We start from the raw sequence: 17,590 nt of genomic DNA on the forward strand, positions 1-17,590 counted from the left end.
TTTTTGGGTGTCTTTTTTAAGATTATTTCAATTGTGTTACAAAATCGTATCAACCAAAATTTCTGAAGTTTGCAGTTATTGGGTCAGGGAAAAAGGTATTGTCCTCGACCATGACCATTTTACTGAACAACGCCTGAACGGTCTACTTCATAGGGGTTACATTTTATTAAATAACCATTTCAAAAAATAAGACCTAAGACTCTTCCATGGTATACAAGGAATTATAGTAGCCGGAAACAAGGATTTTGTAGGTATATATACTCACCAGAGCAATGAATGACATACTATATGATCAATTGCAAGAAAATCAAAAGAGGAAACCCTAGGGGAGGTTTCCTCTTTCGGTCTGTTCGTAGTAATAATCTATAGGTACCGCCAGGCCGACCCGTCCCTCATCATCATCATGTAATGTTGCAAAAACTACACCGATTACTTCTCCTTGATCATTGATGACCGGGCTTCCTGAGTTCCCCCGGTATATCGGCGCATCAAGCATCAGAACTTGTTGGTCCCAATCAGACAACTGTTTATAGCCAATCACATTCCCCTCATTGGCAATCCCCGTAAACTTGAGAGGATTCCCGATGAAGTACACATGTTCACGGTCATCAAAAGCCGCTTCATCAGCAAGTTCCAAATGAGGGAGGTTTTCTCCTTCGACATCAAGAACAGCGAGGTCGACTTCTGGATAAGAGGCAATGACTTCCGCGTCGAAAAGCCCGTCATCTCGAAAGCCAACAGAAATTCTTTTTTCATCTTCAATCACATGATGGTTGGTAAGGATATTACCGTCTTCGGTAAAAGCAAACCCTGTGCCCTTGCTTTGCCCTGCCTCCACCACAACAACGGATTCCTTATATGTCTGCACCTTTTCATTTGTCGAAAGTTTTGCAGAAGTCATAAGAAAGTCAATCGCCGGTATGGAAAATGTATTCGGAAGGACAGCGACGATATTCAAGACCATCATGAAAGCGATCAACCAAAATATCCATTTAGGGAATGGACGCTTTTCCTTCCGCTGTTCTTTCTCTATCCTTTCCCGTTCATATGCTTTTCTCTTTTCTTCCTGAACGAGTTCATACAATTCTTCATCATCTATTTCTTCATACAGGTCTTCATCGATGATGTCTTTTTTTTTGTATTCTTGCTCATGCATGAAACCTGCCTCCATGTCAGCAGTTTTGAGACCTTTATACCGCTTCTATACCTGCAGCACCTTGCTGCATCTGGTACATGCGATAATACTCACCTTTGTTATGAATTAGTTGCTCGTGGGTCCCTTGCTCCATTATTGTACCATGATTCAGGACAAAAATTTGGTCGGCTTGCTGAACGGTGGACAATCGATGGGCAATCACCAAAGTGGTTCTCCCTTTCTTTAAAACCTCTAATGCTTTTTGTATCCGTTGTTCTGTTTCTGTATCGATGTTTGCTGTTGCTTCATCCAAAATCAAAATGGCAGGATCAAAGGCCAACGCCCGGGCAAAGGAAATCAACTGCCTTTCACCCATCGACAAGGTATCCCCTTTTTCGTTAACTGGTTCATCATATTTTCCGGGTAACTTCCCTACAAAGTGATCAGCACCGACAGCTTCCAACGCCTTTACGGCCATTTCCCGGGAAATACGCTCATCATTCATGGTCACATTCGACAGAATCGTTCCACTAAAAATAAAAGGGTCTTGAAGGACAATACCCATGTGGCTGCGAACTTGTTGTCTCGACCATTCACTCGTCGACTTCCCATTGATACGAATTGCTCCCTGCTGCGGATCATAGAAACGGAATAACAGATTCATGATAGAGCTTTTCCCTGAACCGGTATGACCGACGAAGGCTGCTGTCTCTCCAGGTTTCACTTTGAATGAAAGATCTTTTAGCACATCGTTGCCTTTTTCATAGGCGAACGTCACATGATCAAAGTGAATCTCCCCATTGTACCGTCCAATTGGGTTGTTTTTGACAGGCTCCCCATGTTCATTAAGAATTTCAAAGACACGTCCTGCAGCTACTCGCGCTTCCTCGAGCTGAGGCAATTGATTGACGAGATCGGTCACGGGCTGGAAGAGTCTGTTCAAGTAATCAACGAATGCATAAAGTACTCCTGCCGTAACCATTCCTTCAGGACCGATGGAACCTGCTCCGAAGTACCAGATAAAAGCTACGAAAGCGAGATTTCTCAATACATTCACGAGATTAAATGATGTTAAAGCACTAAGTCTGATCAATTTCCTCTGGTAGGTAAAGTGACGCTCATTCAAGCGTTCAAACCCTGCTGATGTTTGTTTTTCCTGTCTAAAAGATTGAATGATTGACATGCCCTGGATGGCTTCATTAATATTCCCATTCATGTCACTGACGGTTGATCGGACGACTTGGTTATACCTTCCTGCATACCCTTTGAACAGCTTCATCCAAATCAGTAAAATCGGAATTAATAATAAACTCAATAAAGCGAGTTTCCAATCCAAGAGCAGCAACGCAACATAAATACCGCTCATATAAAAGAAACTCGTCACAAATGTCGCCAGCACTTTTACATACAATTCACGGATCGACTCCGTATCATTCGTTATACGAGCAACTACTTTCCCTGCCGGCTGATCAACAAAGAATTGAATCGGCAGTGTCTGGATGTGTGAAAAAAGGTCATCTCTCATTTTCCTAATAATTCTATTGGAAGACTTTTGTAACAAAAACGTATGGGAAAACTGAAAAACAGATGCAATGAGCAATAACCCTACATATAAACCGAGTAACCAATAAATGGACTTCATTTCAGGTAGAAAAAAGCTGTACAATTCCTGTACCTCTAATTCTTCAGCGCCTACTGCATACGTATTGTTTGACGTTTTAATAGTCAAAACCCCGTCCTGCCACTGACGACTACCACTAACGGGCACTTGTTCTTCTGTGAAGTAATAGTTTCGATCCACTTGTAAAATGGTCCGAGTTTCAACGACTTCATCCGACTCATCTTTTCGATCTGAGCGTTTATATAAATTTCCTCTGTACGTTACGGTATGTTCATCTTTTGTTTCAACCTGATACCATTGATTCTCAATTCCAATGATATGCTGATCAATCAGCCTTTTGGCAATGAAAGGACCGGTGAGTTCTAGCGCAACGGCGATAATTAAACAAACCAAACCAATGAATATACGTTTACGGAATAGCCACGCATACTGAAACAGCTGTTTTTCCGTCGACTTTTTCATCGTCCCACCTCCCGGCTCTCCAACTGTTGATGTTCATACTGCTGTTGATACCATCCACCATTTACAACCAGTTCTTCGTGCGTCCCCTGTTCGATAACAGCCCCATCCTCAAGGACCAGAATTTGATCCGCATGGGTTACGGCTGAAAGTCGGTGAGCGGCGATGAGCGTTGTCTTCCCTCTCCGTTCTCTCCTTAAGTGTTGAAGAATTTCAGCTTCTGTTTTCCCGTCTACGGCTGACATGGCATCATCCAGCAAAAGAATTTCAGGGTCCATGATGAACGCTCGGGCGATGGAGACCCTTTGTTTTTGTCCACCCGAGAGCGTAACTCCACTTTCCCCGACTTTTGTGTCCAACCCTTTAGGCAGATGTTGAATATCATTTGCAAAATGAGCAAGTTCCAACACGCGGTTAATTTCAGAATCGGAGGCCCCTGGTTTACCAAATTGAATATTTTCTCGGATTGTCTTTGAGAACAGAACCTGATCTTGGGGGACATAACCGATCCAGGATCTTGTCTGATCCAGACTAAGGTCTTCTATAGAAACGCCGTTCACCTCAAGACGCCCCGAAGCCCCAGGATATTCACGAAGAAGTTGACGGAACAACGTCGTCTTCCCTGCTCCTGTTTTCCCTACAACTCCAACGGTCTCCCCTTGATTCACCTTTAAATGAATGTCATCAAGACTTTTCTTCTCAGACCCTGGATAAAGGAAGGACAATCCTGTAAACACTACCTGCTTCGGATCTTCAAGGAAGGCAGGTGACTGAGGGTCTTTTACATCCGGCTCATAGTCAAGCATCGTTTGTACACGATCCAAAGACGCATTTCCACGCTGCAAAACGTTAATCAGTTCTCCAACAGCGAACATAGGCCAAATCAACATTCCTAGATAAACATTGAACGAAACCATTTCCCCTAAGGTGATCTGTTTTTGGAAGACAAGGTTCGCTCCGTATCCCAATCCGATCGTATAAGAAAGGCCCACCAATATTTTTATGGTCGGTTCAAATAGCGCATCAATCTTGGCTACCTCTATGTTTTTGTCGTAAACCTCCGTGGTCATGTGGTTAAATGAGCGTTCATCATTATTTTCTTGCACAAAAGCTCGAATGACTCGAACTCCCCGAATAGATTCAAGAACTTGGTTGTTCATTTCTCCGAAAGATTCCTGTGCTTCTGTAAAACGCTTATGAATCACTTTGCCGTAACGCTTCATGACTACAGCCATAATCGGCAAAGGAATCAACGCCGCAAAAGTCAACGGCCAACTTATCGTAAAACCCATAACAGCAATGATCATCATCATGAACACGGTCGAATCGACCAGTGTCAGTATACCGAAACCCGCCGTCATCGTCAGAGCTTTCAAATCATTCGTTGCCCTCGCCATCAGGTCCCCCGTACGGTTCTTTCCAAAGAAAGTGGGAGTCATCCGCAGAAAATGATTCATTAACCGAGATCTCATCGTTCTTTCCATCATCATTGCACCACTGAATAGCGTATAATCCCATAAGTAGGAAATGGTATAACTCAAGATGATGATGCCCCCATAAAGGAGCAACAATTCCAATAGACGTTCTCTTGTAAACGAATGGAATTGTATTTCGTCTATCGCCATCCCCACAAGTTTTGGAGGGATCAGATCAATCATACTTACAACAATTAATGCTATAATCGCCAATGTGTACCGCTTCCAATAAATTTTAAAAAACCAGCGCAGCTTGAATAATACACTAAACATCGTTTATCACCCTCTCTACTAAACAGTCACTAGCCGCTCTCTTTCCAATCTTCGTTCCATTCTTTCTTTTCCATGTAGTGAACCATCTTGATTCCTCCTCTGATCATCTCATTCAATTTATATAAAAATCGGTCGTGTAACCGACTTCTATTCAGACACAAAAAAGCATACGTCCTTTGACGTATGCTTTCACACATAAAAAAAGGCACGTATCTACGTGACCTTGTTTCTTCTATACGAGTCCAAGTTGTCAGATAAACAAACGGCTTATAGTCACGATCGATATGAAGTTGTCTTTATGTTGAAGACGTTGCTTTTCCATCATCGTGACCTCCTTTTTGTATCAATGATTATATATTATATATTTTTCTGAATTTTAAATCAACCATTATTTTCAAACAGTCATTATTAAACAATATGGCAGAATTGTGGAAGACTCAGTTTCGAGACTTTCCAGGGTTCGTTGCCAGGGTTGAGCGTCAGGGGTGGCTGGGAAGCAACTCGCTTTCCTGTGGGGGAGCGCCGAGCTTCCTCGGACTGCGTCCTGCGGGATCTCGCCTATCTCCTTCTCCCACGGGAGTCTCGCAGCTTCCCAACCACCCCATTCGATGTATGAGTGTAACGAACCCATTTACCAAGTTGGATGGTCTTCTACTATCCAACTGTTAGGGGGAAAGCGCTCTGGATCAAATTTTTCTGTGCTAGGGGAGGTGTTCTTTCATCCATTTCTAATAATCATACGAGCTGTCCTTATAGTAGTGGTTTCGAGAACCTTTTATGATAAAGGGGCAGAGGGGAATGGCGAGACTCCTGCGGGAAAGAAGTGCATGGTGAGACCCCACAGGACGCAGTCCGAGGAGGCTCACCGCGCTCCCGCGGAAAGCGAGCTATTCCCCGAAGCCCCCATCCACACTACAAAAGTCTCGAAACTGAGTCTTCCACAATCGGGAGCTTTAGTCAGATAATGTTCTGACCTTCAAGAATGACGATGGCTAGGATGAGGACAATGACGATGACGAATACGATGGAGAGGGGGCGGGAGACATTCGCTCTTTGGACCTCCTCCCATCGAACAGGTCGGATCCCGCTGATCGAGAAGATTGAGACGGCAGCAAGGAGGATGGACATGATGTTTACCGTCACTAACAAGAATGCACCATATGCGGCTGACATCGATCCATCGCCGATCGACATTCCCATAGCTACAGAAGGCGGAAGCAAGGCTACAGCAACCATCACACCCACCAGGTTTCCGGATAAACGATTTAAAAAAGCAAGTGCTCCAGCAGCACCAGAAGCTACTCCCAATGGAATATCTATCAAGGTCACCTTCGTTCTATCCAAGTATTGAGCGTTCTCCATTCCGACATCCGTAAAAAAACCAAAGGCTATGGAAATAAACAATACGATGGCTACCCCATATAAAGAACTAACCGCTGACTGCCCAAGTCCTTTATAATCACCCAGAATAGCAAAAAATGCAACGGAGATGACAGGACCAATCATAGGGGCTATCACCATAGCCCCAATAACAACCGCTTCGCTATCTTTAATGATACCGACAGTTGCTACAATAGCTGATAGCAGGATAAGTAAGGAATAATTCATTGTAATATGGCTGTTTTTTTCAGCGGCATTCATTAATTCATGGCGACTTGCTCGCAGCAAACGGGACTTTTCCTCTTCGTCGTCTTCTTTTTCCTTTTCCTCTTTGGTTTCTTCATGAATGGTTTCCTTAGATATATAAGTTTGGACAGGAATTAACAGGGTCTCAAACCCTTCCACCACATTAGAAACTTCCTCCAAATAATTAAGGATTTTTTCCACTTCATTTTTTTGGACGAGTATGCGCACAAGCATACGTTCCTCTGATTCACTTGACACCCAATATGAACGATGATCATACTTTTTTAACTTCTCATCGATGGAATCAAAGTATTGGTCAGGAATGTACACTTCAATTAATTGCAAGTTCATGCCGTTCACCTCTATTCAACCATTCTGTATAAGATCTGAAGAATTAAAAGAACACTAAACTATGGATGATTCTAATAACTCCAGTCCTTCAGCTCGCTCTTCCAAATGAGATGGATTGAACCTCCTTCATAATGTCTCCTATTTTCCACATACTAATTCTACTTAGAGAAGAATAGAAAGGGGGTTCCTTGATGTCTCTCCTACTACCGATGAAGAAAGACCAGTTTCTGTCGTCATCCAAAGATTTACTTAATCAAAGTCCGGATCTTGTCCAAAAAGTATTTAATCATGAAGGTCAATTGATCATTGTCCAATTCATTCATTATCAAGTAAACAAAGAACAGCTGGAGGATGAAATTTTAGAAATTATCACTAGATCTACTCACCCTTGGTCGAATGAGGGGCTTATGAATAAAATCCCTCTAGCTTCCACGAAACAAGAGCATAAAATGGATGCCATCATAGAGCAGATGATTCATGGGAGTGTTTGCATATACATTGAAAGTGAAAAAGAGGCAACGCTATTCGCTCTCCCCAATCAAGAGCACCGTCCTTTAAACCAAGCAGAAACAGAGTCTCTGGTTTTTGGTCCTCAAGTGTCGTTTACTGAATCCCTCATGACGAACTTGAATGTTATCCGTTGGCGTCTCGACACATCAGACCTCGTTACGGAAAAGTTGATTGTCGGCGAACGGATTCAATCGGAAATACGTATCGTGTACTTGAAGTCTCTTGCCAATACAGAGAATGTGAACACTATGAGACAACGGATTCAGGATTTAAATATCTCTGAAGTAGAAGACACGAGTGTCCTTGGACAATTGATAGAGGATTCCTCAAGTACCGTTTTTCCTCAGTTGATATTCACGGAACTGCCCGATCGGTTTTGTAATGCCATTTCTAAAGGTCGTGTAGGGGTTATGGTCGATAAAAGCCCGACCATGTTGCTGGGACCGATGAATCTCTTCAGTTTTTTTGAGTCGACGGAAGATTTATATATGCGCTGGAATATGGGGAGTTTCATAAGGCTGCTTCGATTCGTTTCCATGGCTTTGTCCATCATTCTGACACCGATGTATGTAGCAGCACTGACGTTTCACTATGAAATCATCCCTAGCACATTACTTGTATCCTTAGGACAATCCAGATCGACGGTACCTTTCCCCCCTGTTTTAGAAGCTCTTTTACTGGAAATTCTGATTGAATTACTTAGAGAAGCAGGAGCCCGCTTGCCTACGAAGGTGGGGCAAACGATGGGTATTGTTGGAGGGATCGTTCTTGGTCAAGCTGCTGTAGAAGCTGGATTCACGAGCAACATTCTCATCATTATCATCGCACTCAGTGCTCTGGCTTCCTTTACTGCCCCGAGTTATTTAATGGGGACAGCGATTAGAATCATCCGCTTTCCGATGATCCTTCTGGCAGGTGCCTGGGGAATCATCGGCATTGTATTTGCCTTGTCTTTCCTTATTATTCATCTTTTAAAGCAGAAATCATTAGGACGTCCATATTTGGCCCCCATCTATCCATTTGAATGGAGTGATTTCAATGAATCCATTTTCAGAGTACCTTTTCAAAAAAACGCCAAACGCTCCAAAGCTCTTATGACCAAAGACAACTCGAGGTACAGTGAGTCAAAAGCGAGAGAACGAAATGATGTGGACCGTCTATGAAAACGAATATCCCCTTTCATCCTGATCGTACCGTTCAAGCTTTCTATCTTTTCTTTATCATCCATACCTCACAAATCGGTGCTGGGTTAATGGGGGTACCCCGAATACTTGTGCTGGAAGCAGGGGTGGATGCCTGGATTTCAGTATTGGTAGCGGGCCTTTACCTTCATTTGATAGTTTTCATCATGCTCCAAATATTGAAGTCTTATGAAAATGCCGACATTCTTGGGATTCAGCAAGATTTATTTGGCGTGTGGATCGGGAAAGCCTTGGGCATAATATATGTCCTCTACATTTACATGCTTCTTTTGACGGTCATTAAAAATTACATTGAAGTGGTTCAGGTATTTATCTTTCCTGAAATGCCGATATGGCTGATGTCTCTCTTTTTACTATCCCTCATGGTTTATAGTATTTTAGGCGGATTCAGAGTGGTCGTAGGGACAAGCGTCGTTTTTTTCTTTCTTACCATCTGGCTTGTCTTTACCATCTACAAACCGATCACCTATATGGATTGGGAACACTTCTTACCCGTGCTTCAGACACCTGTTCCTGATCTGCTAAAGGGAGTGCAGCAAGTCACTTTTTCTGTGCTTGGACTCGAGATTCTCTTTTTTGTTTATCCGTTTATCCAGGATAAACAAAGAGCGGCCCTTCCAGCACATGCGGGTGTACTCTTTACGACTTTTCTCATCCTGTTAGTTACCGTTGTTTCCATCGGTTATTTCAGCCCTGATCAGTTAAAGTCCACCGTATGGGCCACTTTATCTTTGTTCAAAATCATAAGTTTTTCCATATTAGAACGATTTGATTTTATTGCTGTGGCGTTATGGATGATGGTTATCATTCCGAATATCGTTTTATTCGGATGGATGATCGTCCATTCTTTAAATCGGCTTTTCAATGCACCAAAGAAACCATCCTTGTACGGATTAGCCTTTCTTTTATTCATAACCTCGATCACAGCAGAAAAAAGGGTCGCCCTAAACGAACTGACCGACTGGACGGGGCAAATTGGTTTTTGGATTGTTTTTGTCTATCCATTATTGATTTACGTGTTGGTTCTACTAAAAAAATCAATGAAAAAGAGGCATGCATCATGAAATGGTCATCCCTTCTTGTCGTCCTATTCCTCTTGGCCGGCTGCATCCCCAAATCGTATATAGAAACATTAGGTATCATTTCAGCTGTTGGATATGACTTGACTGAAGATGAAAGGATACGAGGCACGCTTGTCATGTATCAATTTGATGCTGGGGAAACAAGCACCTCGCAGGTCGTTACGGGAGAAGCAGATACATCAAAAGGGATACGATTTGCGACAAGCCGTCTCACCAGTCATCAACTCGTCTCCGGTCAAGTAAGACTTGAAATATTTGAAAACGAGCTGGCCAAACGAGGGATGATGAAGTATATGGACACCCTTCAAAGAGATGCTGCCATATCGGATATGGGTTACTTAGCTACAAGTGAAGTTCCGTCAGAAGAACTGTTGAAATCAGGAAATGACGAAGATCGCCCGAACACGGGGAATTATATTCAGGAGCTGATTAAAAAAAGCATCAAAGAAGAAGCGATTCCCAATGCTGTATTGACAAGCTTTCTGCATGACTATTATGACACGGGCAAAGACCCCATTCTTCCATCACTTACACTTGAAGACGATAAAGCCGTGATCAACGGAATCAGTTTATTCCAGGATGACCGCTATGTCCATACGACATCCCATGAGCACACGTTCTACATTATGCTCATGAAACAAGAATTTGACCATGGGCAATTTCAAGTCCAACTGCCCAAGGACGCATTAGAGAAGTATCACAAAAAAGAAAGCATCGATCAACCAGGGGAAAATGCCCTGCATGTATCTATCCATGAGCTGAATTCTGAACATGCCATTACCCCTTCTAAAGGAGATCCAACCAAACAATCATTCAAACTGAAAATGGAAGGTCGTTTGTTGGAAATCACACAGGATATAGATTTAAAAAATGAAGAAGCTGTAGAAACTTTAGAAAAGGAAATTGCAAAACAAATAAAAAGACACCTTCAAGAAACCTTGCAGGTGCTGATTGATAATAGAGTCGATCCTGTTGGATTCGGTGCAAAGTACAACACCCAGAACAGAACGAATCGGGTAACTAAAGAAAATTGGCGGGAGCAAATCCCAAGTCTTCAAGTTGATTTTGATGTATCTTTTAAACTTCTTCGCTATGGCATTTCCGAATAATGTAGAAACCCTTGTGAAAAATGTTGCACCTTCTTATCACAAGGGTTTACATCCATTTATGCATTCTCAAGGATGGACTTTGGATGTGTGCATCAACCACTCCTGCGCTTTTACGCGGGAAGTACTAAAGCGTCCAAAGTCCATCCTTATCTGTAAGGAGAAAGTCTTCCGGCTGCCTTCCAATCAAATAAAGACGATGCAGAGGCCTCGTCATAGCTACATAAAGCATTTTCAGATCCAGTTCATTTCTTCCATACGTATGTTCATTACAATAGAGAATAACAACATCAAACTCCAGTCCCTTGGCAAGATAGGCGGGGAGAATGACGCGATCTCCTAACACGTCCGTGTTCTCGTCCATAATCTCAAATGAAGGAAGTTCATGAGCTAACTGCTCCGCTTCATGTTTTGTTTTCGTAACAAAAGCAAAGTTATTCATCCCTTTTTCGAGTAAATCTTTAATCAATGGATGGATATTCTTAATTGCATGCTCATCCCTATAAAGGAAAGTAGGTACATCCCCATGTCGGACGACGGGCTCGGCTTTAGGAAGTGCATCTGGCATATCATCCAAAAGGCTGTTCGCTAAATTCATGATTTCAATGGTCGTGCGGTACGTCTTCTGCAAAGTAAGATAATTCGCGGTTGGGAATATTTCGTTTTGTAACGTCTCCCAATTCTCTAAGCCTCGGTAATGATAGATCCCTTGAGCCAAGTCCCCTACAATGGTGAACAAATCTGTTTGGAAAGCCTTCCTCAAACTGAAGATTTCCATAAAGCTATAGTCCTGCGCTTCGTCAATGACCACTTTCTTTGTACGATCATCAGGGTCAAGACCGGTGATAAAGGTCTTTAAATACAAAAGAGGAGCTAAATCCTCCGGACAAAGCTTCCCTTTTGCATGAACTTTTCTTGTATTCTTTCTCATTTGTTCCCATTCAGAAGATTCTTCAGCAGCAACCAGTGAAAAGCATTCTTCCTGAAAGAGCTGCTGATAGAGTGTCCAGACAGCCACTTCCGGATATTGCTTCATGTAACGATTGACCGCTGTCCTGGCTGCTTTTTTAATTTCATCAAGCCTCTCCTCTTTCCGTGTAATCAAAAAACTAACACGGATTTTGCGTTTCTCCGCATTCTTCATCCCATAAAGCGCATCGTCCAAGGCTTCATCATATTTGGCAGCCATTTTATTCAAAATTTCCTTCTTTTTTCTTCGTAATTCACTTTGCAAAACAGCCTTGATTTTTTGAACGCGCACCTCGTAAGGAAAATAACTGTATTCCTCAAAAAACAGTCGATTGATGGCTTTTGCACTTTTGACCTTGAATCCTGCGAGGGTAAAATCATCCTCTACCTTGTAGGATTTTTTCCATTTTTGCAGATAGCGATCCAGAATGTCTTTGAACATTTTGGACCCTTTAAGTCTCGCATCATGAATAGCGCTGTGTTTCTTAGGATCTTCTACAACATTCATGAGCACCTCGTGCTGGGAAATGACCGGTAGATGAAGACCAGTAGCTTCTTGAACAAACTCGGTAAATGTGGTCTGTCTCGCTCGATCTACTCCAAGTTCCGGCAGGACTTCAGATATGTACTGAATAAACAGACGGTTAGGGGCGAGAATGAGCATTTCTTCCGGGCGGAAAATCTCTTTCATTGTGTATAGAAAATAAGAAATTCGGTGAAGAGCAATCGTCGTTTTCCCACTCCCCGCAGCCCCTTGCACAATGATTGGCTTTCGTAAGTCTGCACGAATGATTTTATTCTGTTCTTCTTGAATAGTTGATACAATTTCAGTTAAACGCTTTTCTGCATTTTGAGCTAACGAATCCTGGAGCAACTCATCCTTTGTAGTAAGGTCGATATCCCGATAATCCAACAGCTCTCCATCTTCAATCTGATACTGTCGTTTTAGGGAAACATCTCCTTCATACCTTTCTCCAAGGGCTTCGTAACTCACTTCTCCCAGGCGGCCTTCATAATAAACATTTGCTAGAGGGGAACGCCAATCCAAGATAATAGGAAATTGAGTCTCCCGATCAAATAAAGACGTCTTACCAATATAAAATATTTCTCGATCGGGCTTTTCTTTCTGATGAAAATCAATGCGGGCAAAGTACGGTTTATTTCGTAGATGTTTGAGGTTCTCCAACTGTTCTTTGGACATTTTCATGAAATTTGCATGAGAGAGCATTTCTTGATATCTAAGACTGCTGTCTTTAAAGCTAAGGTTTTCAAGTGTGTCTTCCTGGCGCTTCTTCAGTGATTCCTGACCCGTTTCCTGTGAGGCGATCAGTTTGTCCATGTACGTTTTCGTAAAGGAAAGCCGATCCAATTCTTTTTCAAATTCCGGATGCCGTTCCGTCATTTGAGCCATTCCTCCTTCTTTTTGTTCTGAAGAGTTCACAGAACATTTACCTAATGGAATGACGCGTGAGCGCTGGCCCATCATACAGTTTTTCGAAGCAACGAATAAATAAGATACCATACCCGCCTTGGAAGCGCAATCATGATTGTTCATTTCAACTGAAATCATGAATATGAAACGTCACGTAATCCATTCAATCATCTCAAAATTACGTTTTAAAAATCCTTTTCTATCGTTATGTAAAATAAAAAGCAGTTTAGTTTAAGGGTGCGCTTTATTCTGCGCATACACCTAAACTAAACTGCTAACATAAGGGCCTAATGTCTGTTTTTATTTTCCACATATTTCGGCAGATGCATTTCAAATATGAAGAAAGAAAGAATACGCAGAAGTACAGGATATAAGGCCAGGAATCCTACCAAATCCCCAATCCTCCCAAGAAGATCGGTTAAAAGTAGAACGATCGAAAGAACAAGCATGAGAAAAACAGTCACAAGTCCTACTCTCCCATTAATTGGTGTCCACGTTCCTGCAATGGTCCTCGTGTCCTGCTCTAACAGTTCGAAGCAACGGTAGTGATAAGGGCGTATTCTGAACCAGTTGGATGCTGTGACAAGCTCGTCACGGTCCTGGATTTTTTTGAAACAATACCGACAGATGTTTGTGTTCACGAAATCTACTCCTGATTGAGATATTTTTTCATTAGCAAACACTCGTTGCCCTTTTCATTATATCGTAAAACATCCATAACTCTAAGCATTAACGTAATTCCACGTCCACTCTCATCTAAATCTTCCACACTTGGGAACCAGTGCTTCACATCACCTGACACCTGATAAGGCCTCCAGTCAAACCCATCTCCATGATCATAAATTCTGACGAGCAACCTTTTGTGAAGAAAGTGGATTTTTAACAAGACGGGATAATCTGTCCTCTCATGGTGGCCGTGGACCCATGCATTCCTTACAGCTTCAGTAATGGATGCATCCACAAGAAGTTGATCATTTCCGTAGTATTTGGAAAGATATGGTGAATATTTGCGTCGGACATCTCTCAGTTCTCTCGGATGTCTGATATTGGCTTCTATAGATGCCTTCATTATTCAGCCTCTCCTCTTTTAAGTCAATGATGTGCAATCATTGTACTTAGCAAATGGATTTGTTCACTTTCCTATTCCCTTTATCCAAATCACTTAAAAGGGGAAGTGCCTACTTTTTCATAAAAATGGAAAACAATAACGGTTCCAAGCGGAAGAACATTACCCCTTGCCTATCTTTGACCTATAGGAGTACGGTTCTTAATTATTCTTTTCATGACCCTGAATAATGTCCACCACTTTTTCCTTCGTTTGTTCACTTTGATAGCTTTGCATGGAGGCAAGAATCTGATCACGATTATTAATGAGCTGACGGAGGTCATTCACTAATGTTTCATTAGTAAGTTCTTCTTCCTCTCTTTTAAGCGCATACCCCTGTTTAACAAAAGAGTCTGCATTCAAAATCTGGTCTCCTCGGCTGGCTTTTCTTGATAATGGAATAAGAAGCATCGGCTTCTTCAAAGCTAAAAACTCAAAGATGGCGTTTGATCCTGCCCGAGAAACAATATAGTCTGTAGCAGCAAACAAATCCTTCAGCTCATCCTGAACATATTCGAACTGGGCGTATCCCCGCTTATTGATGGACGTATCCTTGTGCCCATGCCCGCAGATGTGAACAATCTGGACTTCCTGAAGCAACTCATCTAGATTACCACGAATCGCATCATTGATTCTTTTCGATCCTGTACTGCCTCCCATCACCATGACTACAGGTTTTTGCTTATGAAACTCACACAAAGCTAAACCTTTAGAGCGGTCTCCTTCAAACAGTTCCTCACGTACAACGGCTCCGATATATTCGCCCTTTCCTTCTGGCAGGTGTTTCATTGTCTCTGGAAAAGTGGCCAGGATTTTTTTCGCAAACGGGAAGGAAAGTTTATTGGCAAGCCCCGGCGTATAATCCGATTCATGTATGATGGTCGGAACGTTTTTCAGGCGAGCCGCCATGACTACAGGTACAGAAACAAATCCACCCTTTGAAAAAATGACTTGAGGCTTTCGTTTCTGAATGATGCGAAGAGATTGAGCTAATCCTTTCAACACCTTAAAAGGATCCTTAAAGTTTTCCTTGGACATGTACCTTCTAAGCTTTCCAGTAGAGATGCCATGGTAGGTGACTCCATCTAAAGGCTCAATCAAGTTTCTTTCAATCCCACTATAAGAACCGATGTAATCAACGGTATATCCTTGTTTCTGGAATTCTGGAATAAGCGCAAGGTTCACGATCACATGTCCCGCGGTTCCTCCACCGGTAAATAAAATTCGTTTCTGACTCATATGTTAATCAACGTCCTTTCAGAGGGCTTCTTAAGTAGGTCTGTATGTGTTACTATGCTATAATCCTCGTATTCCTCTAAAGAGAATTGTACCAGAAAAGAGTGTGGCCTATGTATGAAACAAAAACATTAAAGGAAAAAATCAAATTGTTCGGCATCATCCTCATTCCTATCTTGATCACGCAAATCGGCATGTACCTTATGAACTTTTTCGATACGATTATGGCTGGGCAATCCGGGCCGGATCAACTGGCAGGAGTAGCAATAGGATCAAGTCTCTGGATGCCTGTATTTACAGGATTGAATGGCATACTCATGGCTATTTCCCCAATTGTTGCCCAATTAAAAGGGGCAAAGAAAGAAAACGAAATTTCTTATTCCGTCAAACAAGGCATCTATTTGTCCATTGCTTTAGCAAGTGGAATAGGTACAATTGGATTTTTTTTGCTGGATCCCATTTTGTCTTTATTAGACATCACTCCAGAAGTCCGGCATGTCGCAAAATATTACTTAGTCACACTGGGGATTGGAATTGTCCCTTTGTTTGTTTTCAACATCCTTCGGTCATTTGTAGATGCCCTTGGGCAAACCAAAGTTTCAATGACCGTCATACTTATGACACTACCCATTAATGTTCTTTTCAATTATATGTTTATCTTCGGTCGATTGGGGGCCCCTGAACTCGGAGGGATCGGCGCAGGAGTAGCTTCTGCTCTCACCTATTGGGTATCATTAGTTATCCTTATCAGTATCATTCACAAAATCCGCCCGCTAAGAACCTATAAAATTTTTCAATCATGGATTTCTCCCGAATGGAAAGAATGGTGGGCACAATTAAAGATCGGCGTTCCCATCGGCTTTGCCATCTTTTTTGAAACGAGTATTTTCGCAGCCGTCACTTTTTTCATGACAGCTTACGACACGAATACGATCGCCGCCCACCAGGCAGCCATCAACTTCGCATCACTTCTCTATATGGTTCCCTTGAGTATCGCCTTCACCTTAACCATAGCGGTTGGTTTCGAAGTTGGGGCAGAAAGACACAAGGAAGCGAAAACGTATTCTTATTTAGGAATTGCATCAGCTGTAACGATGAGCATTTTTGCAGGACTGGTTTTATTCATATTTGATGATGCCATTGCAAGACTTTACAGTACAGATGACAGAGTGATTGAATTGACTAAGAATTTTATTATCTATGCTATATTCTTTCAGCTGTCTGATGGGTTTGGTGCGCCTCTTCAAGGGATTCTCCGCGGCTATAAGGACGTGAACATTACACTTGTCATGGCGTTTATTTCATACTGGGGCATAGGCTTGCCAAGTGGGTACTGGCTTGCGAACTATACCGCACTCGGTCCTTATGGATACTGGTTAAGCTTGACCATCGGTCTTACCGCAGGAGCCATCACCCTTCTCATCCGTATGTTGTATATCCAAAAAAGAAACACCCAATTCAGTACCACTTCCTAGAACAGCTTATTAACAAACTTGCAGGATTGCGGAAGACGCAGTTTCGAGATGTTTTCGGGGTTCGTTACGTTATTGGGCGTCTGGGGTGGCTGGGAAGCTACTCGCTTTCCAGTGGGGGAGTGCCGAGCTTCCCAACCACCCCTTTCGATTTAAGGGAGAAACGAACCCCTGTACCAAATTAGATGTACTTCCATTATCCTGGTGAGATTAGTAAAAGCGCTCTATCACAAGCCTTTAGCATGTAAAATAGCATTCTTAGAAGTTCGTTTCGTTCGAATTACAACATGAGAAAGTAACTTATTCCAGAAGTGGTTTCGAGATACTTATATGGTAAAGGGGCGAAGGGAAATGGCGAGACTCCTGCGGGAAAAAGTGCATGGTGAGACCCCACAGGAAGCAGTCCGAGGAGGCTCAACGCGCTCCCGCGGAAAGCGAGCTATTCCCCGCAGCCCCCATCCATCCAACAAAAGTCTCGAAACTGAGTCTTAAACTATAGGGAGCATATCTTGAATATAAAAAGAAGCGTCCTGAGT

12 protein-coding genes are annotated in these 17,590 nt (G+C 42.5%); 4 read left to right on the forward strand and 8 right to left on the reverse strand.

Annotated elements, in window-relative coordinates:
- Window positions 1–322: 322 nt before the first annotated feature.
- The 4 genes from J0K78_RS17695 to J0K78_RS17710 form a co-directional block, all read right to left on the reverse strand.
- Window positions 323–1,156 (reverse strand): S1C family serine protease, encoded by an 834-nt coding sequence (locus J0K78_RS17695; protein ID WP_206948279.1) that lies wholly within the window; start codon window positions 1,154–1,156, stop codon window positions 323–325.
- 34 nt (window positions 1,157–1,190) lie between these two features.
- Window positions 1,191–3,218: an ABC transporter ATP-binding protein gene (locus tag J0K78_RS17700; protein WP_206948280.1), complete on the reverse strand. Its 2,028-nt coding sequence runs from the start codon at window positions 3,216–3,218 to the stop codon at window positions 1,191–1,193.
- The gene (locus J0K78_RS17705; RefSeq protein WP_206948281.1) at window positions 3,215–4,963 is read right to left on the reverse strand and encodes an ABC transporter ATP-binding protein; all 1,749 of its coding nucleotides are present in this window, start codon (window positions 4,961–4,963) and stop codon (window positions 3,215–3,217) included. The genes J0K78_RS17700 and J0K78_RS17705 overlap by 4 nt, the downstream gene beginning before the upstream one ends.
- A 957-nt stretch (window positions 4,964–5,920) precedes the next feature.
- Window positions 5,921–6,940 carry a TIGR00341 family protein gene (locus J0K78_RS17710; RefSeq protein WP_206948282.1) on the reverse strand — a complete coding sequence of 340 codons (1,020 nt, stop codon included), beginning with the start codon at window positions 6,938–6,940 and terminating at the stop codon, window positions 5,921–5,923.
- 191 nt (window positions 6,941–7,131) lie between these two features.
- On the opposite strand from J0K78_RS17710, the gene J0K78_RS17715 reads away from it, so the two are divergent.
- Genes J0K78_RS17715 through J0K78_RS17725 form a run of 3 tightly spaced genes read left to right on the forward strand, consistent with a single transcriptional unit; the run spans window position 7,132 to window position 10,843 of the window.
- On the forward strand, window positions 7,132–8,613 hold the full coding sequence (locus J0K78_RS17715; RefSeq protein WP_206948283.1) for a spore germination protein: 1,482 nt from the start codon (window positions 7,132–7,134) through the stop codon (window positions 8,611–8,613).
- Complete coding sequence (locus J0K78_RS17720) at window positions 8,610–9,716, forward strand: GerAB/ArcD/ProY family transporter (protein ID WP_206948284.1); 1,107 nt, start codon at window positions 8,610–8,612, stop codon at window positions 9,714–9,716. Before J0K78_RS17715 ends, J0K78_RS17720 begins: the two co-directional genes overlap by 4 nt.
- Window positions 9,713–10,843, forward strand: coding sequence for a Ger(x)C family spore germination protein (locus J0K78_RS17725; RefSeq protein ID WP_242517944.1), 1,131 nt, complete (start codon window positions 9,713–9,715; stop codon window positions 10,841–10,843). The genes J0K78_RS17720 and J0K78_RS17725 overlap by 4 nt, the downstream gene beginning before the upstream one ends.
- Window positions 10,844–10,967: 124 nt before the next feature.
- Here the strand turns inward: J0K78_RS17725 and helD are convergent, their stop codons facing one another.
- From helD to J0K78_RS17745, 4 genes are all read right to left on the reverse strand, one after another.
- Window positions 10,968–13,211, reverse strand: a complete 2,244-nt coding sequence (gene helD / locus J0K78_RS17730; RefSeq protein ID WP_242517945.1) for an RNA polymerase recycling motor HelD — start codon at window positions 13,209–13,211, stop codon at window positions 10,968–10,970.
- A gap of 317 nt (window positions 13,212–13,528) precedes the next feature.
- A complete protein-coding gene (locus tag J0K78_RS17735; protein ID WP_206948286.1) occupies window positions 13,529–13,882 on the reverse strand; it encodes a hypothetical protein in 354 nt (117 codons plus the stop codon).
- Between the two features lie 5 nt (window positions 13,883–13,887).
- Window positions 13,888–14,310, reverse strand: a complete 423-nt coding sequence (locus J0K78_RS17740; protein ID WP_206948287.1) for an ATP-binding protein — start codon at window positions 14,308–14,310, stop codon at window positions 13,888–13,890.
- A gap of 198 nt (window positions 14,311–14,508) precedes the next feature.
- On the reverse strand, window positions 14,509–15,585 hold the full coding sequence (locus J0K78_RS17745) for an undecaprenyldiphospho-muramoylpentapeptide beta-N-acetylglucosaminyltransferase (RefSeq protein ID WP_206948288.1): 1,077 nt from the start codon (window positions 15,583–15,585) through the stop codon (window positions 14,509–14,511).
- 110 nt (window positions 15,586–15,695) lie between these two features.
- Between J0K78_RS17745 and J0K78_RS17750 the strand changes: the two genes are divergently transcribed.
- Entirely contained in the window at window positions 15,696–17,057 is a 1,362-nt protein-coding gene (locus J0K78_RS17750) for an MATE family efflux transporter (protein WP_206948289.1), read from the forward strand.
- Window positions 17,058–17,590: the final 533 nt, after the last annotated feature.

It is taken from the genome of Halobacillus sp. GSS1, from assembly GCF_017307035.1.
Lineage (GTDB): Bacteria > Bacillota > Bacilli > Bacillales > Halobacillaceae > Halobacillus > Halobacillus litoralis.